At 39.6% G+C, this 20,795-nt stretch carries 22 protein-coding genes; 14 read left to right on the forward strand and 8 right to left on the reverse strand.

Annotated elements, in window-relative coordinates; translation table 11 throughout:
* The first annotated feature begins 7 nt into the window (after nt 1–7).
* The 14 genes from PAUR_RS18565 to PAUR_RS18630 all read left to right on the forward strand — a co-directional run bounded on the left by PAUR_RS18565 (nt 8) and on the right by PAUR_RS18630 (nt 10,896).
* Entirely contained in the window at nt 8–898 is an 891-nt protein-coding gene (locus PAUR_RS18565) for a LysR family transcriptional regulator (RefSeq protein WP_192510140.1), read from the forward strand.
* Nucleotides 888–1,193, forward strand: a complete 306-nt coding sequence (locus tag PAUR_RS18570; protein ID WP_192509225.1) for an MGMT family protein — start codon at nt 888–890, stop codon at nt 1,191–1,193. Before PAUR_RS18565 ends, PAUR_RS18570 begins: the two co-directional genes overlap by 11 nt.
* 86 nt (nt 1,194–1,279) lie before the next feature.
* Entirely contained in the window at nt 1,280–1,855 is a 576-nt protein-coding gene (locus PAUR_RS18575; RefSeq protein WP_192509226.1) for an LON peptidase substrate-binding domain-containing protein, read from the forward strand.
* A gap of 57 nt (nt 1,856–1,912) precedes the next feature.
* Nucleotides 1,913–2,536, forward strand: coding sequence for a sigma-70 family RNA polymerase sigma factor (locus PAUR_RS18580; protein ID WP_192509227.1), 624 nt, complete (start codon nt 1,913–1,915; stop codon nt 2,534–2,536).
* A complete protein-coding gene (locus tag PAUR_RS18585) occupies nt 2,529–3,194 on the forward strand; it encodes a ChrR family anti-sigma-E factor (RefSeq protein WP_192509228.1) in 666 nt (221 codons plus the stop codon). The genes PAUR_RS18580 and PAUR_RS18585 overlap by 8 nt, the downstream gene beginning before the upstream one ends.
* Before the next feature lie 9 nt (nt 3,195–3,203).
* Nucleotides 3,204–4,163: a YbgA family protein gene (locus tag PAUR_RS18590; RefSeq protein ID WP_192509229.1), complete on the forward strand. Its 960-nt coding sequence runs from the start codon at nt 3,204–3,206 to the stop codon at nt 4,161–4,163.
* Nucleotides 4,163–5,551, forward strand: coding sequence for a deoxyribodipyrimidine photo-lyase (phrB, locus tag PAUR_RS18595; protein WP_192509230.1), 1,389 nt, complete (start codon nt 4,163–4,165; stop codon nt 5,549–5,551). The genes PAUR_RS18590 and phrB overlap by 1 nt, the downstream gene beginning before the upstream one ends.
* Before the next feature lies 1 nt (nt 5,552).
* Entirely contained in the window at nt 5,553–5,981 is a 429-nt protein-coding gene (locus tag PAUR_RS18600; protein ID WP_192509231.1) for a nuclear transport factor 2 family protein, read from the forward strand.
* Nucleotides 5,978–6,688, forward strand: coding sequence for an SDR family NAD(P)-dependent oxidoreductase (locus tag PAUR_RS18605; protein ID WP_192509232.1), 711 nt, complete (start codon nt 5,978–5,980; stop codon nt 6,686–6,688). The genes PAUR_RS18600 and PAUR_RS18605 overlap by 4 nt, the downstream gene beginning before the upstream one ends.
* Complete coding sequence (locus PAUR_RS18610; protein ID WP_192509233.1) at nt 6,685–7,944, forward strand: NAD(P)/FAD-dependent oxidoreductase; 1,260 nt, start codon at nt 6,685–6,687, stop codon at nt 7,942–7,944. Before PAUR_RS18605 ends, PAUR_RS18610 begins: the two co-directional genes overlap by 4 nt.
* On the forward strand, nt 7,945–8,673 hold the full coding sequence (locus tag PAUR_RS18615) for a DUF1365 domain-containing protein (protein ID WP_192509234.1): 729 nt from the start codon (nt 7,945–7,947) through the stop codon (nt 8,671–8,673).
* 1 nt (nt 8,674) lies between these two features.
* A complete protein-coding gene (locus PAUR_RS18620; protein ID WP_192509235.1) occupies nt 8,675–9,937 on the forward strand; it encodes an SAM-dependent methyltransferase in 1,263 nt (420 codons plus the stop codon).
* Nucleotides 9,900–10,409 (forward strand): DUF2878 domain-containing protein, encoded by a 510-nt coding sequence (locus tag PAUR_RS18625; RefSeq protein WP_192509236.1) that lies wholly within the window; start codon nt 9,900–9,902, stop codon nt 10,407–10,409. The genes PAUR_RS18620 and PAUR_RS18625 overlap by 38 nt, the downstream gene beginning before the upstream one ends.
* A gap of 211 nt (nt 10,410–10,620) precedes the next feature.
* A complete protein-coding gene (locus PAUR_RS18630) occupies nt 10,621–10,896 on the forward strand; it encodes an HU family DNA-binding protein (RefSeq protein ID WP_192509237.1) in 276 nt (91 codons plus the stop codon).
* Between the two features lie 64 nt (nt 10,897–10,960).
* Here PAUR_RS18630 and ilvN read toward each other — a convergent pair whose 3' ends face one another.
* From ilvN to PAUR_RS18670, 8 genes are all read right to left on the reverse strand, one after another.
* The gene (ilvN, locus tag PAUR_RS18635) at nt 10,961–11,458 is read right to left on the reverse strand and encodes an acetolactate synthase small subunit (RefSeq protein WP_192509238.1); all 498 of its coding nucleotides are present in this window, start codon (nt 11,456–11,458) and stop codon (nt 10,961–10,963) included.
* Nucleotides 11,458–13,182, reverse strand: a complete 1,725-nt coding sequence (locus tag PAUR_RS18640) for an acetolactate synthase 3 large subunit (protein WP_192509239.1) — start codon at nt 13,180–13,182, stop codon at nt 11,458–11,460. Before PAUR_RS18640 ends, ilvN begins: the two co-directional genes overlap by 1 nt.
* Before the next feature lie 495 nt (nt 13,183–13,677).
* On the reverse strand, nt 13,678–14,685 hold the full coding sequence (locus tag PAUR_RS18645) for an isocitrate dehydrogenase (RefSeq protein WP_192509240.1): 1,008 nt from the start codon (nt 14,683–14,685) through the stop codon (nt 13,678–13,680).
* Nucleotides 14,686–14,942: 257 nt separating this feature from the next.
* Nucleotides 14,943–16,634: a hypothetical protein gene (locus tag PAUR_RS18650; protein WP_192509241.1), complete on the reverse strand. Its 1,692-nt coding sequence runs from the start codon at nt 16,632–16,634 to the stop codon at nt 14,943–14,945.
* The gene (locus PAUR_RS18655) at nt 16,634–17,020 is read right to left on the reverse strand and encodes a DUF3192 domain-containing protein (RefSeq protein WP_192509242.1); all 387 of its coding nucleotides are present in this window, start codon (nt 17,018–17,020) and stop codon (nt 16,634–16,636) included. Before PAUR_RS18655 ends, PAUR_RS18650 begins: the two co-directional genes overlap by 1 nt.
* Nucleotides 17,021–17,086: 66 nt before the next feature.
* Nucleotides 17,087–17,869, reverse strand: coding sequence for a flap endonuclease Xni (gene xni, locus PAUR_RS18660; RefSeq protein ID WP_192509243.1), 783 nt, complete (start codon nt 17,867–17,869; stop codon nt 17,087–17,089).
* Nucleotides 17,866–19,209, reverse strand: a complete 1,344-nt coding sequence (ppnN, locus tag PAUR_RS18665; protein WP_192509244.1) for a nucleotide 5'-monophosphate nucleosidase PpnN — start codon at nt 19,207–19,209, stop codon at nt 17,866–17,868. Before ppnN ends, xni begins: the two co-directional genes overlap by 4 nt.
* Before the next feature lie 14 nt (nt 19,210–19,223).
* Nucleotides 19,224–20,768, reverse strand: a complete 1,545-nt coding sequence (locus tag PAUR_RS18670) for a GGDEF domain-containing protein (RefSeq protein WP_192509245.1) — start codon at nt 20,766–20,768, stop codon at nt 19,224–19,226.
* Between the last annotated feature and the right edge of the window lie 27 nt (nt 20,769–20,795).

A 20,795-nucleotide genomic window follows, 5' to 3' on the forward strand; every position in this document is an offset into this window, starting at 1 on the left:
ATTTATTATGAAGATAAGTGATATTGAAATGTTACACGTTGTGGCCCATTCTCGAAGTTTAAACGAGGCGGCACAAAAGCTATATAAAACGCAGCCTGCGATCACGCAGGCTATGAAACGACTTGAAAGTCAATTGGGATTTAAGTTGTTCGACAGGCAAAATTATCGCGTGGTCTTAACGGACCATGGTCAGCGGTTTTATAAAGAGTCTACGAAGTTAATTGGAATAAGAGATGATTTACAAATCATGGCCAATGAATTCTCTGCAGGAAATGAAGCAAAGTTAACGATATGCTATGAACCACTATGCCATCAAAGTGCTTACAATCAAGTTATTGCGTCGGTGTTTAAGCAGTATACTCAAACCGAAATAGCCATTACCAGTGGCAAACGGTTTGTCGCGTTAGAACAAGTTAATAGCGGCGATGCCGATTTAGGCATTGGGCCGTGGTTTGATTTGTTTCATTCCACAGGAGATTTAGACTCGATAGCAGTAGGGGAGTTTAAGCTTGGATTAGTCGCAAAAACAGGTTTACTTCCCAACGCCTTATCTTATGAGGCGCTTGCCAATTACCCATGCTTAGCTATGTTCGAAAGTGGTTTTGATTTTGATAGTGAACGGCTTGCTTATGTTCGCGGCACAAATGTAATGAAACTCGATGATATCGCATCAATTAAGTCATTTTTATTATCAGGGTTAGGCTTCGCAATGATAAGCCTGAGCCACTGCCAAAATGAATTAGATGCAGGATTACTAGAACGCATTACGATTACCGATCGACAAGACTCTTTTACTGCGGGGATCCATGTATTTCGCCAACATAGCAAACACCATGGACCCGTAGCTCGTAAAGTATGGTCTGATTTTCAAGAATTAGGGAAAGTGTATGGAAGATGAGCATAAGCAATTACTGTTTACATTAATAGGCAGTGTTCCCAGTGGTAAAGTTGTGGCTTATGGCCAATTGGCTAACTTAGCTGGGTTACCCCGTCAAGCGAGGGCCGTCGGTCGGCTATTGAAAAACCTTCCTGAAGGTACAACATTGCCCTGGCACCGAGTGGTAAATAGTCAGGGTAAGATCTCATTTCCTGCTGGCTCAGAAAAATTTAATGAACAAAAAGGACGCTTACAAGAAGAAGGAATTGTATTTAAAAATGATAAAATTAATATGACGGAGTTTCAATGGTGTTGAGTAATCGGGACTTTAAATGATGTAGTTGATCTGATAGTCCCTGTGCAGCGTATTATTTACAAAGTTATCTAATGTAATCGTTGCCAATGAAATGTGCTATTTTCCCGCTCCCGATCTTTTTACTGCCACAAGGGTATACTCGCTTACGAATTTTTGAAGAGAGATATCTTCGCATGGTAAAAGAGTCGTTAAAAAGCGAAACAGGATTTGTGCTGTGTAATACCGACAATACAGCCAATAAAGGGGCAATATTTGAAGGTGTTTATGTTGAAATTGTGGATTTTTCGCAAGATGAAAGCGGCTATCTTCTTGTCGATGTTTACGCTTTATCCAATGTGAACATTACCAATGTTGTCGAGGATAGCACTCAGCTTTGCTATGGAGATATGATTTTTGAAAAAAGGTCGCTTTGGAGAAGTAATTTAGATTCTAAGCGCTGTCATCATATTGAATTGGCCACAATGTTAGAAGAAACATTCAAAAATCATCCACATATTAACTCACTTTATAAAGAACAAGCTTTTGATACACCGGTTTGGGTCGCTTCTCGATGGCTGGAATTATTGCCGCTTGAGAATGGACAAAAAGAAAAAATAAAGACTGTGACAGACTTTGAACAAGTTGTTGATTTCCTTCATACTGTTTTAATCGAATCTAAGTGATCGCGCTGGTAATAATATACGTATTGTCTTTTAGTAAGCACAAACGAGGCATAGTTTATGGTTAGCCAGTTATCGAGTACAGCTGTACCGCAAAAGTCTGGACACACTAAATGTATGGAAGATACTCCTACAAAAGCACTTTCTAGTGCATTAGTTAAGGTTGCAGAGCAACGAGACAAAACCGCGTTTGCGGTCTTGTTTAAATACTTTGCACCCAAAATAAAGCGATTTGGAATAAAGCAATATGGTTCTGAAGCAATGGCGATGGAGCTAGTTCAAGACACAATGACGTCAGTTTGGCGAAAAGCACATTTGTATAGTCAAGACAAAGGGGCGGCGACAACGTGGGTCTACACGGTTATGAGAAATGCATCGTTTGACGCACTGCGAAAAATAAAAAGCAAAAAAGAAGACCAGATAAGCGAAGACATTTGGCCGACTTTGCAAGAAAGCGAATGTAGCAATGATGGTTTTAATGACCATCTACAGGAAAAGCAGATTCAGAAGTACATTAGTTGTTTACCCAAGGCGCAACAAGAAGTTGTAAAGGGGGTTTACTTTCAGGAAATGTCGCAGGAACAACTCGCTGAGCAGTTAAACATCCCTGTGGGGACTGTCAAATCGAGGTTACGTCTCGCTTTACAAAAATTAAGAGCGGAAATGGGAGATAGTCATGATTAAGCATCACCCTACACAAGAAATGTTAACACAGTTTGCCGAGGGTACATTACCGGCGTCTTTGAGTATTGCTATTTCAGCGCATTTGGAGCTATGTCCCTGTTGTGCCAAACAAGTGAAGGCCTTGGAAAACGATAGTAGTGAAAGGTATTTTGTTCAGATTGATAATGATTTGGATGGTGATTCAACCACTGACGTAGATTTTGCTGAGATGCTGAGCAACATAACGTCTGATGATTCGATCACTCAGGTACACAGATACATCCCTCAATCGTTACAATATCAAGCAAAAGAAGTGATTGTACCCAGAGCGATTGCGAGTATCGAGCGGTCAGACTTCTCTCAGGTAGGAAAACTGTCTCGGTCGCGTCTAGATTTAGAAGATGGGGAATTAAGGGCGAGTTTATTACAAATAGCGCCTGGAGGGGAAATACCGAACCATACTCATACAGGCTTTGAGTTAACGCTATTGTTAGATGGAAGCTTCGAAGACGAGTCTGGAACCTACGTTGCAGGAGATTTTATTTGGTTGGACGGGCGACATTCACATACGCCGCGCACTGAAAACGGTTGCCTGTGCTTTACTCTGGTTAATAGTGCGTTACATTTTAATAAAGGGCTCAGTAAGTTGTTGAACCCAATTGGCAATCTTATTTATTAAGGGGTGGTTATGGAAGCTTTTGAGTCAACTATTCAAATAGGGATCAGTGCTTGTCTTGCTGGTGAAAAAGTTCGCTTTGACACGGGCCACAAACGCTCTAACTTTTGTATGGATGAATTAGGGAACTATGTTGAGTACAAGAAGTTTTGCCCAGAAGTTGCCGTGGGAATGTCAATCCCTAGAGCAACAATAAGGCAGGTCCGTGTAGGCGATACAATAAAGGTGTGCCGGCCAGATGGCAGCGGAGATGTAGGGCAGAGTTTGACGGCATATGGAGAGCGAGTTGCGACTGAACAGGCAAAAGAGTTGTCTGGGTTTGTGTTTTGTGCAAAAAGTCCAAGCTGCGGCATGGAGCGGGTCAAAGTATACAATGAAGCTGGTACCGGGAACTCTTCTGAAGGCATAGGTTTTTTTGCAGCGCAAATAATGAAACATAATCCGAATTTGCCGTGTGAAGAGAATGGGCGATTGAGCGACCGACACCTGAGAGAAAATTTTGTTATGCGTGTCTATGTCTATAAACATTGGCAAACGTTGAATTTAGATTGTGTTGGGGTGCATGAGCTGACACGTTTTCATGCCAAACATAAATACTTGTTAATGAGTCATAATTACGAAGCGTATAAAGCACTGGGTAGATTGTTAGGTAATGCAGTAGGGCATGATATTGAAGAGATAAAAGCGCAGTATATAAGTCATTTAATGCAAGGGTTATCTAGGCCTGCTTCACGTAAAAACCAAGCTAATACACTCAGTCATTTGCAAGGGTATTTTAAGAATGTGTTATCTAAAATCGAGAAGCAGGAATTATGTGAAGCGATTGAGCAGTACCGAGAAGGGATCGTGCCTTTATATGTTCCTCTCACCTTACTGAAACACCATTTAACCGTCCATAGTAATGATTACTTGACTGAGCAGGTGTACTTTAATCCATACCCTAATGCGTTAAAACTGAGGTTTGGCATTTAATGGGCACCTTGTTTTGGTTTCGACGGGATCTTAGGTGCTTCGCCAATGAAGCGTTAATTGAGGCAATTGAAAACGGCGCCAAATCGGCGCTTTTTTTTATCTGTGAAAGGCAATGGATTGGTAAGCACGGTGCTGCACCGATTCAGTTTGATCTCATCAAGAGAAGAGTGGACTATTTGGGAAGGAAATTGGCCCAATTCGGTATCAACTTGCATGTGGAAGTAGCTGATACTTATGCAGAAATACCTGCTCTGTTAAAGCATTTTTGTGTAGCAAACGATATCGAACAAATTTTTGCCAATAAAGAGTATGAAATTAATGAGGTTTTAAGAGACGAGCAATGTAGATCAATAGGCATTAACTTAAGGTTATTTGATGGTGACGTGATTGCTAAACCCACTACGGTGGTGACTAAAAACAGTGAGATGTTTAAAGTTTTCACGCCGTTTAAAAAGGCGTGGCTAAAAATTTATGAGCAACAGATGTTCATAGTCAAACCTTGGAGGGTGGTTGCCCAAACAACCCCTTCAATTGAGTGGCAAACACCTGAATGTTTGAATACCGACAATTCGTCTCAAAAGTGGCCTGTTGACGATGAGAATCTATTTGGCATAGCCAGTCGTTTTGTACAAGAGAAGTGTACTCATTATTCAATACATCGCGATGTACCAAGCATAAAAGGGACATCCGGGTTAAGTCCTTATATCGCCATTGGGGCGATTTCAGTTAAGCAATTACTGGCTGAAGTACAATACTATTATCCTGATATTCTTCAAACACCTAGTAAGCGTGAATTTACTTGGATTAACGAGTTGATATGGCGCGAGTTTTATCGGCATTTAATCAGTGCTTTTCCGTCTTTGTGCCAGTACAAGAACTTTAATCGTAAATATGACACCGTAATTTGGCAAGATAGTGACGCGCAATTTAAAGCTTGGTGCACGGGCAATACGGGCTACCCAATTGTTGATGCTGCTATGCGTCAGCTCAATCAAACTGGATGGATGCACAATCGATTAAGAATGATCGTAGCCAGTTTTTTGACTAAACACTTACTGATAGATTGGCGTAAGGGAGAACGTTACTTTATGAGCAAGTTAATTGATGGAGATTTGGCAAGCAATAACGGAGGATGGCAATGGGCTGCGAGTACGGGATGTGATGCCCAACCGTACTTTAGGATATTTAACCCGATCACACAAAGCAAAAAATTTGATCCTGAAGGCGCCTTCATTCGTACCTATGTACCTGAGCTGGTTGATGTTCCAAATAAATATATTCATTTTCCACATGAGTATTTAGCGGAGTCACCAACCTGTAATTATTCATCAGCGATTGTTGAGCATAAAGCGGCACGGCAGCGCGCATTGGACGCATTTAAGGTTTGATATGGGACCTATTTTAGATAGATTTATCGGCATGTATGATGTTTTACGTGTTGATAACTTAGCGGTACTTGTGGATGTATACCACCGAGATATTACTTTTGTTGACCCGCTTCATCAGGTAGAAGGGCTTGCTGATTTAACTCAGTATTTTGCGCATTTATATACAAATGTTAGTGCAATTCATTTTGAAATAGAAGACAAATTTGCAATAGACAATTATGGCTTCGTCTACTGGCAAATGCGCTATATTCATCCACGCCTAAATTCAGGCTGTGAAATTGTAGTGAATGGGCATAGCAAGTTGATGTTTAAGGAGGAAAAAGTGATTCATCATAGGGATTATTTTGATGTTGGTGAATTGTTGTATCGTCAATTACCGGTACTGAGTTCTGTCATTAAAGTGGTTGACAGAAAGGCGTCGGGAGAATGAAAAAAATACTTATTACAGGAGCAACCTCAGGTATTGGTAGAGGCTTAGCTGAATATTACGCGTTAAACGACGAAGTTTTTGCCTGTGGTAGAAATAAAGATGCATTGCTTGAACTCAGTCGGTTACCCAAAGTTACAGCGTTGCAATTTGATGTAACAGATCTGGGAAGTATTCAAGATGCCACAGGAAATCTACCAGCATTGGATATTTTAATTTTAAATGCAGGAAATTGTGAATACATAGATGATGCTAAGGCGTTCGATAGTGCTTTGTTTGAGCGAATTATACAAGTTAATTTGGTGTCAATTGGTTACTGCTTAGAGCAGCTATTGCCAAAAGTAAAGTCAGGTGGACAGCTTGTTATTGTCAGCTCTAGTGCTGCATTTTTAGCTCTTCCTAGGGCGCAGGCGTACGGCGCATCAAAAGCCGCGGTGTCTTATTTAGCGCAGTCACTGTCGATTGATTTAACAGACATAGACGTGACATTGGTGCACCCAGGGTTTGTAAAAACCCCGCTGACTGATAAAAATGATTTTCCGATGCCTATGGCTGTAACTGTAGACAAAGCCGTTGCATGTATCACTGCTGGTATTATTAAACGGAGAAAGGACATTCATTTTCCGAAACGTTTAACAATTATAATGAAATTACTCCAAATGCTACCTTTTGGGTTATGGAGACCAATAGCAAAAGGAATATCTCGATGAAAAATATAGCAATAATAGGCAGTGGTATTTCTGGAATGACAGCCGCTTATCTACTAAGTAAAGTACCTAATCACAATGTAACCGTGTTTGAAAAAAATGATTATGTTGGTGGGCACACTGCGACAGTCGACGTTGAAGTTGATGGTCAAATGCATGCCATAGATACTGGGTTTATTGTATTCAATGATCGTACCTACCCAAAGTTTGAGAAATTGCTGAGTGAGATCGGTATCTCGAGGCAACCGACGCAAATGAGCTTCAGTGTCCAGAATACTCAAAGCGAGTTTGAATATAATGGTCATACATTTACTTCTTTGTTTGCACAGCGACGAAACATATTTCGGCCGACCTTTTGGCGATTGTTATACGATATCGTGAGATTTAACAAACTATGTAAGCAGCTGTATTATAGTAATGATTATTCGTGTTGTTCCACTCTAGGAGCGTTGCTTACACAGCATAACTTTAATGAATTTTTTAAAACTCACTATATTTTACCAATGGGCGCTGCTATCTGGTCAACAAGCATTGCAAAAATGAGTGAATTTGAAGCGCAGTTTTTTGTGAAGTTTTTTTTCAACCACGGTTTGTTGGATATAGCTAATCGACCTCAGTGGTATGTCATACCTGGAGGATCTCGTTCATATATTACGCCTTTAATTGAGTCGTTCAAAAATGCAATTCATTTAAATGCCAACATTGAAACAGTACGTAGAAACGAGGCGGGGGTTGAGCTTGTGATGGAGGATGGGCAAGTGCAGTTATTTGACGAAATTGTTTTTGCCTGTCATTCCGATCAAGCACTGGCTTTGCTAGAGGCGCCAACTGAGGATGAAGCACAAATATTGGGGAGTATGGCCTACACTGAAAACTCTGTTGTATTACATACCGATAAAAGCATGCTTCCGAAGCGTGATGCAGCTTGGGCTAGTTGGAATTATTTATTAGATGGTAATGCAGATGCAGCCGCAGTAGTGACCTATCAAATGAATATCCTACAAGGTATTGAAAGTGAACAGCCGCTGTGTGTGACCCTAAATTATGATAAGGGTATTGATGATTCAAAGGTGCTGCGTAGATTTACGTATCATCACCCTGTGTTTAATCAAACAAGTATTGATGCTCAAAAGAAAAAAGCACTTATCGATGGTAAACATAATAGCTACTTTTGCGGGGCTTATTGGTTTAATGGGTTTCATGAAGATGGAGTTAAAAGTGCAGTAGATGTGGCGAGGCAATTTGGGGTTGAGTTTTAAATGGGGTTAAATAGTGCGTTATACCTTGGTGATGTAAGTCACAGACGTCTCGAACCCATTGAGCATAAGTTCAAGTATCCTATGTATATGGCGTGGATTGATTTAGATGAGTTAGGTCACTTAAATGCGGTTCATCCTTGGTTTGGAACTAATTATTTTAAGCCGTTGCGATTCAAGCAAAATGACTATTTAAAAGGGTTCACTGGGCAATTAAAAGACAGAGCCCTAAAAGTGAGCGCTCAATTAGGCGCACAACCCAGTTCAGATAGCGTCATGATGTTGTGTCAATTAAGGTGCTTTGGCTTATATTTCAGCCCAGTCAACTTTTATTTTTTCGCTGATCCCAATGGTAAGTTTACGCATATGGTGGCTGAAGTCAGTAATACACCGTGGAATGAGTGCCATTGTTATTTAGTTTATTTAGATAGAAAAGTGAACTTTAAAAAAGTTTTTCACGTATCTCCTTTTATGAATTTGGATATGCATTATCACTGGTCTGTTCGAGCGCCGGCTGCTAGCACCTTGATTCATATTGAAAATAGACGTGAGCAAACACGACTCTTTGATGCAACCCTGAGACTTAAACGGTATACGCTATCAAGGGAAAATATCACGTTTATTTTAAAGCGATTCCCTGCAATGACAGTATCAATTTTTAAAGGTATTTATTGGCAGGCGTTAAGGTTGTTTTTGAAAAAAGTGCCGTTTATCGGGCACCCAGGATCATAAAATGGAAAATACCTCAGATTTAAAAATACGTGCAACATCTAGTTGGCTAACTGGCTTATATAAAAAATTAGTTCTTTCGGCTTTTGGTAAGATTGAAGAGGGCTATATAACTGTGATAGAGGGCGCGCAGACCTATACCTTTGGCTCAGAGCATAGCACGTTGTCTTGTGTAATAACGGTTCTCAATGACCAGATGTATAAGCAGTTTGCACTTGGAGGAAGTGTTGGTGCTGGTGAGGCCTACATAGATGGTCATTGGAAATGCAATGACTTAACTAAAATGATAGAAATATTTGCTATAAACCAGAGTCAACTGGATGATTTTGAGAGGAAATTTTCAGCTTTAAGTGGTTTGGCTAATAAGCTTGCGCATCTTAAAAATCAAAATTCAAAAGCGGGCTCAAAAAAGAATATCGCTGCGCATTACGATTTAGGTAACGAACTTTACTCTGCATTTTTGAGTAAAGAAATGCTTTATTCTAGCGCGATATATCAGCATCCAAATACGACTTTAGAGCAAGCCCAAAATAACAAACTGGCGGTTATATGCCGCAAACTGGATATACAAGCAACAGATAAAGTTGTAGAAATAGGCACTGGATGGGGGGCATTCGCAATATATGCTGCGCAAAACATTGGATGCCATGTAACAACGACAACAATTTCTGAAGAGCAGTATACCTACGTTGAAAACTTGATTAAGCGTAACCAGCTTGAGAGTAAAATTACTTTGCTAAAAAGCGACTACCGAGAACTAACGGGTCAGTTTGATAAGTTGGTGTCTATAGAGATGATTGAAGCAGTAGGTCATGATTATCTACCGAGCTTTTTTGATAAATGTAATAGATTATTGAAACCCTCTGGTGCCATGCTTATCCAAGCAATAACAATTGCATGCCAAAGGTATGACCATTACCTAAAAAAATCTGATTTTATTCAACAGCATATTTTTCCTGGAGGGTGTTTACCATCGCTAGAACAAATGCATATTCAGATTAAAAACGGCACTGATATGGTGGTTCATGAGGTTTCGGATATTGGTTTACATTATGCCCGTACTCTAAACGATTGGCGTGTAAGGTTTATTGAGGCGTGGCCAAAGCTAGACCATAGTAAATTTGACGAGCGTTTTAAACGACTTTGGCTATTCTACTTAAGTTACTGTGAAGGTGCATTTAAGCAGCGAGCGACAAGTACCGTCCATCTAATAGCGAGGAAGCCAAGGTATGTATCGACCGAGTGCAAAAGTACGCTTAGTTATTAATTTCAGCCTATTCCAATTATGTTGGTTTAGTGCGCTGTTTATGCAGGCTGATGCTATTTTTTTTATACTTGTTTGCATAGCTGCCATGTTTATTTTTGTGAGTAACAAAAAGCAGAGCGGGTTTTTGGTGATATGTTTGTTGCCCGTATCGTTATTACTGGAAATACTGTCAATATCACTCGGTATAATAAATTATGGTAGTCCAACAATACCTGTATGGTTAGTCGGGATTTGGGTGGCTTTCATACTGACGTTTAATGAATCACTTAAAAAGGTAATGTCGTTAGGTGTATGGCAAGCAATGTGCTTGTTTGCCGTATTTGCACCGTTAAGTTACCAAGCAGGCGAAAAGTTTGGTGCACTGACGATTGATTTTTCGTTAGTGGACTTTTGGTTCGCATTTTCAGCAATTTGGGCTGTTTATAGTGTCGCTGTACGGACGTTATATCGGGCAATAACAACAAATTTCTAGGAACATTAGGCATAAGCTATTGCTTAATCATTAATGCCTTGCTAATTTGTATTCGCTGATTAGATTTAACGCAAAATGTGCAATGAATGCGCGCCACTACTGAGTTACATCGATTTTTTTTGAAAAAGCTAAGGAAATGGTTGCACATCTAGTCAAAATGCATAAACATAGCTTTTGCTCAGGCAAAATATAAATGAATAGGAATCTTATAATGAATAAAGCTCAACTAGTTGAAAAAATGGCGGCAGATGCTGAAATTTCTAAAGCAGCAGCAGCTCGTGCTCTTGAAGCGTTCACAGGTGCTGTAACTACCTCTCTAAAAGATGGTGATTCAGTTGCACTGGTTGGTTTTGGTACTTTCTCAGTAAAAGAGCGTGCTGCGCGCACAGGTCGTAACCCGCAAACTGGCGATGAGATCCAAATCGCTGCTGCAAATATCCCAAGCTTCAAAGCTGGTAAAGGGCTTAAAGATCAAGTTAACCTATAAGCGTTAATTTTGGTATGAAAAAGGGGCTTTTGGCCCCTTTTATATATTTGGTATCGGGTAAATGTCAGCCTTTAAGTGCTTTATCCCCTCTGCCAATACCCACCGCACCAGACCTAACCAGTTCAATAATGTCACTCTCATGACGCAACATATCGAGAAAAGATTCTATTTTCTCTGCACTACTTACTAGTTGCAGTGTATAGCTTTGTTTTCCCATATCAATAATTGCCCCATTATATACATCTGCAATGCGTGTCACGGAAGCACGAGTCACTTCGTCTTTTGCATAAACCTTAACAAGTAGCAACTCACGTTCGATGTTTGGCATATCGGTCAAGTCAATTACTTTTAGTACATCAACAAGTTTATTTACCTGTTTGGTTATTTGCTCAACGACTCTATCGTCACCATGGGTTGTAATGGTAATTCGAGATAAGGTCTTATCATCAGTTGTACCGACCGTTAAGCTGTCGATGTTGTAAGCTCGTTGAGAAAATAGCCCAACAATACGTGATAAGGCACCTGGCTCGTTCTCCAACAAAACACTGAGTATTCTACGCATTATCCTTTAACTCCTTTTTTAAGCCACATATCGTCTATTGCCCCCAGCTTTATTTGCATAGGATACACATGTTCTTTTTCGTCTACTCTAATATCAAGGAACACGAGCTTATCTGTAATAGAAAATGCTTTTTCTAGCGCAGCATCTAATTGGTCAGGGTGATCTACCCGAATACCCACGTGTCCGTAGCTTTCAGTAAGCTTAACGAAGTCTGGTAAAGATTCCATATAGGAACTTGAATGCCGGCCATCATACATCATATCTTGCCACTGCCTGACCATACCTAAAGAACGGTTGTTTAAAGACACGATTTTTACAGCAAGGCCATATTGCAAACAAGTTGATAACTCTTGTATATTCATTTGGATTGAACCATCACCCGTAACACAGACAACGTGCTTATCAGGGAATGCGAGTTTTACGCCCATCGCTGCAGGTAGACCAAACCCCATTGTTCCAAGGCCGCCTGAATTAATCCACTGACGAGGATGTTTAAAGGGGTAATATTGCGCTGCGAACATCTGATGTTGACCTACATCTGAGCTCACATAGGCCTCACCTTTAGTCACTTGATATACTTTTTCAATGACTGTCTGTGGTTTTATGCAGTCATCCGTTTTGGCGTAATCTAAACACTTAACTTCTCGCCATTGTGTTATTTGTCGCCACCAATCTTCTTGTGCAGACCGATCAATACGTTTGTCATTATTGTCGAGTGCCGTTTGTAGTTGCGTCAGTACAGTGGCTAAGCAACCTACAACAGGAATATGAGCGGGAATTGTTTTTGAAATAGACGTAGGGTCTACATCAACATGAATAATAGTCGCATTTGGACAGAACTTTTTAACATTATTGGTTACACGATCATCAAATCGAGCACCTAAAGCTAAAATTACATCGGCATTGGCCATTGCTTTATTCGCTTCTAAACTCCCATGCATTCCAAGCATGCCAATGAAATTTGGGTGAGTACCACTAATACCACCAAGTCCCATTAAAGTGTTAGTTATAGGTGCATTTAAAGACTCAACGAGTTCCGTAAGTTGCTCAGACGTGTCAGACAGTATTATGCCGCCGCCAGAATAAACGACCAGCTTTTTTGCATCCAATATTGCATTCACGGCTTTTTTAATTTGTTTAGGGTGACCCTTCACACTTGGATGGTAGGTACGCATTTCAGTGTTGTTAGGAAATTGATATTCGAATTTTGTTTGTGGATTAAGAATGTCTTTAGGTAACTCAACCACAACAGGACCGGGGCGTCCGCTAGCCGCTAAATAAAAGGCTTTTGTTAGTATACTGGGAATATCTTGTGCGTTTCGACAGTTGAAGCTGTGCTTAACAATAGGTCGAGAGCAACCAACAATATCAGTTTCTTGAAAAGCATCATCACCGATTAAACTAGAAGGAACTTGACCTGACAGTACTACCATCGGAATTGAATCCATATAAGCTGTTGCAATGCCAGTAATACAGTTTGTTGCACCAGGTCCCGAGGTTGCCAATACTACACCGACGTGACCAGTTGCACGGGCATATCCATCGGCCATATGTGTTGCGGCCTGTTCATGACGAACGAGTATATGTTTAACGTCATTTTGCTGAAATAGTGCATCATATAGATCTAGTACTGAACCTCCGGGATAACCGAATATGTATTCTACGTCTAGCTCTTTTAGTGCTTTTACGACTAATTCTGAGCCATTAAATTGCCCTTTATTCATCCTCATTCCTCAGTTATCGACTGAATATATAAATTTGACCAAAAAAAAACCCCGCATTTGCGGGGTTAAAGCGTAAACTTGCTCAACACGGCCCCGCTGGACTTATATATAAGACCAGGACGAGGACATTAAGGCTAGAAATACGTTTCATTTTGGTGACGATCCAAATAATAATTAACAAAAGTTATTAAAAGTGTTTTTGGCTATTAAGTCAATAGGGAAACAGTTTTATTGCATAAATAACTCTAAAAGTCGTTTTTTTAGTGTTTTTTTTGCTTTTTATTGTTCTTTGTTGATTTACTTTGGATTTATTATGCTGTCAATTGTGCCGTTATGGTATTTTATACCTAATCTAATGTACAAAATAGTAAAATTGCTGTAGCTTTTCTGAGTTTGCAGCTAGTAGGCTCAAAAGATAGATGAAATGTGATAAATACATACATTGATAGATCAAAAAAGCCCGCACTATGGCGGGCTTTGATACTTTATTTCTAATTATAAGCGGTCAATAACGGCTTGTGTAAAGTCAGTGGTACCATGGTTACCACCTAAATCTCGTGTTGTTCTGTCACCGGTTTTGATTACGTCGGCAACTGCGTTTCGAATACGCTCAGCGGTATCACCCATTTGTAAATATTCTAACATTTGGATTGACGCTAAAATGACTGAAGTTGGGTTTGCAAGGTTTTTACCAGCAATGTCAGGTGCACTTCCATGAACTGCTTCGAATATTGCTGCATTTTCACCGATATTTGCACCCGGTGCCATGCCCAGACCACCAACTAAACCAGCGCATAAGTCAGATAAAATATCACCAAACAGGTTTGTGGTTACAATGACATCAAACTCTTCAGGCGTCATTACTAATTTCATGCATGTTGCATCGACAATCATCTCCGCTGATTCGATATCAGGGTAACGCTCACCAATTTCACGTGCAACTTTCAAGAATAAACCTGATGTTGACTTTAAGATGTTCGCTTTGTGAACGGCTGTCACTTTATTACGACCTTCTCGCTGTGCCAGTTCGTATGCAAAAGTTACAATTTTTTCAGCACCTTCGCGTGTGATTTTTGACATTGCTTCAGCTTCGTTGCCATCATCAGATACAACTTGGCCAAGCCCAGAGTACATACCTTGCGTATTTTCACGAACCGTAATGATATCGATGTCGTCATAGCGTGCTTTTGTGCCTTCAAATGACTTCACAGGGCGTACATTTGCATATAAGCCAAATTGCTTACGTAAAGTTACATTAATTGACGTGAAGCCTTCGCCAACTGGAGTCGTTAAAGGACCTTTTAAAGTGATTTTATTTTTTTCAATCACCTCTAATGTTTCTTGAGGTAATAGTTCACCTGTTTTTTCAAGAGCTGCAAGACCTGCATCTACGAATTCGTAATCAAAGTCACAGCCAGCTGCATTTAAGATCTCGATTGCTGAGTCAATGATACTCGGGCCGATGCCGTCGCCTTTAATTACAGTAATGGTTTGCTTAGCCATGGTAGGTTTCCTTTATCAAAAATATATATAACACCAGCTCACGTTGAGCATCTAAATGTTTAATTGTAGTAAACAAAGTAAGAAGGTGTCTGTTCGCTTGAATTTTTAAGGGCGATTTATATCAATTTATGATGGTATATTCCAGTTAGGAATGGCTAATTGGTATAACCTGTAATTATACTTACTATGTTTTGTATTTATATTCTTGATAAAGGGTGGAATTTACAGCAATTTGTATAAACTTTGAGTGATTTTTATCACTCCGTTGTGCAATAAGGTGATTGTTCTAGTAGCGTATTAAAGAATAGTGTACGGCTTTTCCAGCTAAATTCATCTAATGTGAATTCGAGTATTTGGTTTTGCCATGTGGTTAACTCGTCATTGCCAGTCAGCATCATAACCACGATGAGCTTGATGGCAGAAAAATATTTGGCGTGTATTGAAAGTGCATGCTTGTCCAGCAATTCAGTTTCAGCAAAAGCATTGTGCATGCTTGAATATTTGAAATACTTTTGAATAAATTGTTCGAACTCAGCGTTATCAAGCTGTTCAAATCCAAAAATATGCGCGATGGATAAGGGCTTTTGAGAAAACTGGTCGGATGGCGTTTTTATCAGTCGCATCACTTGAGAGTCATGTTTAGACAACATAAAGTATATTGCAGCGGTGAACGGGCCAAGTAGTGTTTCAAATAGATCCGACTTAGAATGTTGAGTCAAAACATAAATGACTTTGTTAAATAAGGCATATTTACACCATATGTCGGTGGAGAAAGGGTGGGGTTTATCGGCTAATAGTGTTTCAAGTAATACGCGTTGACACAGTAAACCCGCAGTATCTAACCCTACCATTGTCAAACAGTGTCTTAGGGTCGTAGCCTTTTGACCTTGTCGATTATACTGCCGTGCGGCTTGTCGTAGCGCATGTTCAAGCTGTGTGAAAGGCGCAATATTTTTTTCTATTGCTTTGAATTCAACATATTCATCACTTCCTAATTCAGCAATGGCATCTAAAATAGACTCAGAGGTAGGAAGTTCAGACGGGGTCATTCTGACTAGATCGTTAAACCAGATGCTATATAGTAGGGTTTTATCATCGGTGATAATTGGTTTATATATTAAGCTCAATTGCTTAGTTGTTTTGACAATACCTTTTACTTGTGTATTTTCTAGTAACGCAAGTGTTACAGTTTTCCCTTCCTTAGCGAGAAGCAGTGCATTACTTTTTTTATAGGATACCATTGCTCCTGACGGGCAGTTGGAAAATTGCTGAGCAAGTGTTACTAAACTCGATTGAGCAAAGACGTTATGTGTATTGAGGTACAGTGACTTTATCGCTTGTATGACACTAAATGTTCTTACTTGAGGTCTGGGTGTGATCGCTTTGGCTATACGTTTAGACAAACATACAAGCACCGTTGTATTGTCATACAAGGGTATGTTTTTAACCCCAGTTATTGAAGCGGTGTATTTATCTAGCCGAGCAAGTATCCTTTGTAACTGACCATTAGGGACTTTAGCACTATTTAGCATTTTAATAGCAATTTGATGACGTAGGTTGAGTAATTTTTGTTCTTGTGATGAAAGAGGTTTACCACTTGCCTTACGGTTGGTTTCATTGGTGCTGCAGATGTGATCTGATAAACAAGCAAGTACCAGCTCTTCTGTAAACTCAGGTGAGTAACCATTTGCTTTGCATAATGCACAGATAAGGATCGATTGATTGACAACTAAATTTGTTGTGTAGCCATGGTTTTTGGCATAAAACTGTAAATGAGCATGAAGGGCATTCGGTACTTGTGTGTACAATAGCACAAACCGTTCAGCAAGTTGGGTTAATACCGGGTAAATTGTAGGCCATTTTTCTTTACTATAGTAAAGCCGAAGCGCCTGATGGGTATGCTCAAGTAGACGCTTTAGTTGGTTAGGATTTGCTTTAAAAGCTTGCACTAATTGAACGCCTTTTCATAGGCTACCGAGGCGCTAGGCCCCCAAAGCGTCAGTTTTCCATTTTTAAATAACAAACCAGTACATTCATCTTTGGTTGTAATCCCATCAGGTTTAACCAGTTGAGTTCTAAAGTAAACAATTTGAACAATGTCATTGTTTTTCTTCTTTAAAAATGTCAAATCGGGGCTTCCAAGCGTTTCGAGTACGTCGTCAATAGCAATATGTTCCCCTATTTTAAGCTTTGAGATAAAGCGATTATTAAACGCTTCTCTATCTTGCCAAATCATAGCTTGAGGATCATCCTTGTAGAAGTTGATGACAAGCATAACAATGACTGCATAAACCGCTAGCCCCAAAATAATATAACGTAATACTTTTTTTATCATGTAAGGCTCACCAAATAATTAGCTTTAAGTATAGCAAAGCACATTGTTTGAAAAATATAGTTGCGACTAACGTATATGATTCAATCTTATCTGACTTAAATTGAAGCCTAAATGAATGTCGGTTCGTAACGTGACTAAATTTTTACTAATAATAAAATCATCCATGCCGCTATTTAACTTATTTTTTAAGCTTTGTTTGCAATCATCACTCGCCAGTGCTGACTCAATATCACCGAACTTGTTTAGCAGTTGTGAGGCTGATTTATTGCCTACACCTGGCACACCGGGGATATCGTTGGTTTTGTCTCCAGCGAGCGCCCAGAGATCAATAAGTAAATGTTTTGGGACATCGAAACGTTCCGTAATTTCTTGCTCCGTTAACCAGTTCTTTTTAAAATAGTCAAATACACTAATGTACTCACTTGTTAGCGGATAAAAACCTTTATCTGTAGAGATAATCGTAGAGTGAATTCTTCCCGCTTGTGCTTTAGCCGCTAACGTTGCAATGATATCGTCAGCTTCATCTTGCAATGGTCGATATGCTGTAACGCCAAGCTCCGAAAAAGCATCAGCCATAATATTTAAATTATCGGCAAGTAAACTGGGCATAGGTTTACGAGAATGCTTATATTGCTCAAAATAATGATAACGCCAGCTTTTATCGCCATCAAATATAGCAATCATGTGAGTTGCGTTAGTTGCTTTGATTATTTTTTGCGTTGCGTGTTTCACGCGAGACTTGCAAGATGAAATTATATGCTGGTCACTGTGGTGACTTTGTTGTACATCTACAGCAAAAATGCGCCGAATTAAATTCAGCGCGTCAATAAGTACTAAGTTTTTTTTCATGCTTTTATTTTATAACACGGTATATATTTACTGCCTGGAAGCTTCATTCTACCTTGATCAACAAATGCTTGCAGAAGTTTATCCATATCTTTCATTAAAGAGGTATCACCACTTAAAATATAGGGGCCGTGGCTTTGTATTGCTTTTATTCCTTCATCTTTAACATTACCCGCAACAATTCCAGAAAATGCTCGTCGCAGATTGGCGGCTAATTGTTGTGTAGGTTGTTCTAGATGTAAATTAAGACCAGACATATTGTCGTGAGTAGGCGCAAATGGCATTTGAAACTCATTGTTAATTTTTAAGGTCCAGTTGAAATAGTATGCGTCACCTTGCTCCTTTCTATATAATCGAACATCTGCCATACTGCTTTTGAGTTTCTTGGCGACAAGCTCGGGGTCGTCAACAATGACTTCAAATTTACTAAGTGCTTCTTTACCTAAAATACTTTCAACAAATGCGCAAATCTCATTGAAATAGGCTGCAGACTCTTTTGGCCCTGTTAAAATAACAGGTAAGCATTGCTTAGCGTTCTCAGGGTGAAGTAGTATACCGAGTAAATAAAGTAACTCTTCGGCAGTTCCCGCACCTCCTGGGAAAATAATAATACCATGTGACATACGGACAAACGCTTCTAAACGTTTTTCTATATCAGGCAGTATCACTAATTCATTCACAATCGGGTTAGGCGGTTCAGCAGCAATAATACTGGGTTCAGTTAACCCTAAATAGCGATTACTGGTGATACGTTGTTTTGCATGACCAATGGTGGCACCCTTCATTGGGCCCTTCATTGCTCCGGGTCCACAGCCAGTACATATATTCATACCACGTAAACCAAGCTGATACCCAACTTCCTTGGTGTATTTATATTCAGTTTCGTTAATTGAGTGGCCACCCCAACAAACGATCAAATTCGGGTCTGTGTTTACTTGTAATGCATCTGCATTACGAAGCATATCGAAAACCATATGTGTGATTTCACGGGGTTCTTCGATTTGTTCTTGATGCTTTTGGCAAATAAAAAGGATGTCACGAATGACAGAAAAAATGTGTTCGTGGATCCCTATGATGATCTCACCGTCAACAAAAGCCGTACTAGGTGGGTTATCTAACTCGATTTTAATTCCGCGTTCTCTAGCAATAAGGCGAATAGCAAAATCTTGGTATTTATTATAGATTTCTGAACTTGAGTCAGTATGGCTACCAACATTTAGTACTGCAAGTGCACAGTTTCTAAACAATCGATAGCGCTTACTATGTGATGATTGTTGCAGTAAGTCTACTTCTAATTGAGATAGAAGGTTCAAAACACCTGTTGGGTTTAACTGTATTTGCATAGGCATACTCCTTGTTATTCACGAAGACAAATTCGGTCTCTCCCGCTATTTTTTGCTTCGTAAAGTGCATCATCTGCTCTATCAAAAGCCGACAACGGTGTATCACCATCTCTAAATTGTGTTGCACCTAAAGAAATAGTGATTTGTACTTGTTTTTCTTTAAATTTAAAAGGGATCGACTTAATTGTGGTTCTGACCTTCTCTAACGGTTGTTTTGCTTGGCCTAGTGGCATTCCAGGCATAAGTAAAACAAACTCTTCGCCGCCATAACGCGCAATAAAGTCTGTTTTTCTAATAGACTTTTTCAATGCGCGAGCAATGACTTGCAGTGTTTTGTCACCGGCGCTGTGACCATACTGATCATTGATAGATTTGAAGTGGTCAACATCAATTACAACGAGGGTTACATCTGATTTTTGCACATCGAATAAATGAAACTCTTGATTAAATCTATCATCAAATGCGGCTCTGTTAGGTAGCTTGGTAAGCCCATCTAACAAGCTCTTAAAACGTTGTTCGGATAGGCGCTTTTTATAATTAGTTACTTTAGATTCAAGTACATTAATGCGCTCGTTAATTTGCTCGAAGCTTGCAAAAAGGGCTTCTTTATCAGCTCGCTCTAATCTTTCTCGCTCAACCAAATCGTGACTTAGAATCTTCAGTTCTCCGTCCACTAATGATTTAAGCTCCGCTATCGATGTCGCTTTTTGAGTTTGCTCATTGAGGTTTTTTATTTTTGATTCAATTTGCTTATTTAAACCATTAAGCTCATTACTCATTGAACGTGAGTTTTTGGTTGTACTAATGATAGATGTATGAAGTTCTTCTAGTGTTTGGTTTAACGACACCAAAAAACCCTGCGCAGATTGACGCTCTCTGGCAATACTTTTTGCAATGATCCTTATTATCCCTAAACCGGACTCTAACAATACGTCGACGTTGTCATTGAGACTAATATTATTCTTTATCGCTTTTACTTCGTTAGCAACATCTTCATCAAAAATAAGCTCGTTAGCCAGTGCGAGTAATTCAGCTGCAATCTCTGGATTTTTATCAGAACGGCTGTTTGCGTCAGAATCAGTTAAAATAGTTGCTTTACTTTGCAATGCCTTGTGATAAATCGTCACGAGTTTATCAAGGATTGGTATAAACTCGTTCGTGGACTGTACGTCCAATTCATGATCAAGTAAATGGCGTAACATTCGTCTGCCATCTTCAGGTAAACCTTTTACTCTTTGAAGTTGTTTTCCTGAGGTTGTGATCGATTCCAATAATTTTCTATGATTAGCAGAATTCACCGCTTCTTGTTGCTTGAGCATTGCTGACATATTGTCGATTAACGGGGCAAATTCCTCAAAATCCATGCCTTTGTTAAGCGCACTTCTAAATTTAGCAAGTTGGTTATCTAGGGCAACGTCTTGTCCTTTGCAGCTTAGCGATAATTTCGCAGAAAATTGAGAAAGCACATCTACTTGATGTTTTCTTGCTGTTTCTAAGGCCTTGCGAACTTTTATTGCTTGTCCGAGTTTTTTTTCTAATTGCTCAGTATTATCAGTCACAAATATAGACCACTTCCATCGTAGATA

The organism is Pseudoalteromonas aurantia 208 (assembly GCF_014858725.1).
GTDB lineage: Bacteria > Pseudomonadota > Gammaproteobacteria > Enterobacterales > Alteromonadaceae > Pseudoalteromonas > Pseudoalteromonas aurantia.

Coding starts and splice junctions, on each gene's coding strand:
- PAUR_RS18585 (WP_192509228.1), top strand. CDS start 2,529: ATGATTAAGCATCACCCTACACAAGAAATGTTAACACAGTTTGCCGAG.
- PAUR_RS18610 (WP_192509233.1), top strand. CDS start 6,685: ATGAAAAATATAGCAATAATAGGCAGTGGTATTTCTGGAATGACAGCC.
- PAUR_RS18655 (WP_192509242.1), bottom strand. CDS start 17,020: ATGATAAAAAAAGTATTACGTTATATTATTTTGGGGCTAGCGGTTTAT.
- phrB (WP_192509230.1), top strand. CDS start 4,163: ATGGGCACCTTGTTTTGGTTTCGACGGGATCTTAGGTGCTTCGCCAAT.
- PAUR_RS18615 (WP_192509234.1), top strand. CDS start 7,945: ATGGGGTTAAATAGTGCGTTATACCTTGGTGATGTAAGTCACAGACGT.
- PAUR_RS18625 (WP_192509236.1), top strand. CDS start 9,900: ATGTATCGACCGAGTGCAAAAGTACGCTTAGTTATTAATTTCAGCCTA.
- PAUR_RS18575 (WP_192509226.1), top strand. CDS start 1,280: ATGAAATGTGCTATTTTCCCGCTCCCGATCTTTTTACTGCCACAAGGG.
- PAUR_RS18645 (WP_192509240.1), bottom strand. CDS start 14,685: ATGGCTAAGCAAACCATTACTGTAATTAAAGGCGACGGCATCGGCCCG.
- PAUR_RS18590 (WP_192509229.1), top strand. CDS start 3,204: ATGGAAGCTTTTGAGTCAACTATTCAAATAGGGATCAGTGCTTGTCTT.
- ppnN (WP_192509244.1), bottom strand. CDS start 19,209: ATGCAAATACAGTTAAACCCAACAGGTGTTTTGAACCTTCTATCTCAA.
- PAUR_RS18620 (WP_192509235.1), top strand. CDS start 8,675: ATGGAAAATACCTCAGATTTAAAAATACGTGCAACATCTAGTTGGCTA.
- PAUR_RS18580 (WP_192509227.1), top strand. CDS start 1,913: ATGGTTAGCCAGTTATCGAGTACAGCTGTACCGCAAAAGTCTGGACAC.
- PAUR_RS18630 (WP_192509237.1), top strand. CDS start 10,621: ATGAATAAAGCTCAACTAGTTGAAAAAATGGCGGCAGATGCTGAAATT.
- PAUR_RS18600 (WP_192509231.1), top strand. CDS start 5,553: ATGGGACCTATTTTAGATAGATTTATCGGCATGTATGATGTTTTACGT.
- PAUR_RS18640 (WP_192509239.1), bottom strand. CDS start 13,182: ATGAATAAAGGGCAATTTAATGGCTCAGAATTAGTCGTAAAAGCACTA.
- PAUR_RS18605 (WP_192509232.1), top strand. CDS start 5,978: ATGAAAAAAATACTTATTACAGGAGCAACCTCAGGTATTGGTAGAGGC.
- xni (WP_192509243.1), bottom strand. CDS start 17,869: ATGAAAAAAAACTTAGTACTTATTGACGCGCTGAATTTAATTCGGCGC.
- PAUR_RS18565 (WP_192510140.1), top strand. CDS start 8: ATGAAGATAAGTGATATTGAAATGTTACACGTTGTGGCCCATTCTCGA.
- ilvN (WP_192509238.1), bottom strand. CDS start 11,458: ATGCGTAGAATACTCAGTGTTTTGTTGGAGAACGAGCCAGGTGCCTTA.
- PAUR_RS18570 (WP_192509225.1), top strand. CDS start 888: ATGGAAGATGAGCATAAGCAATTACTGTTTACATTAATAGGCAGTGTT.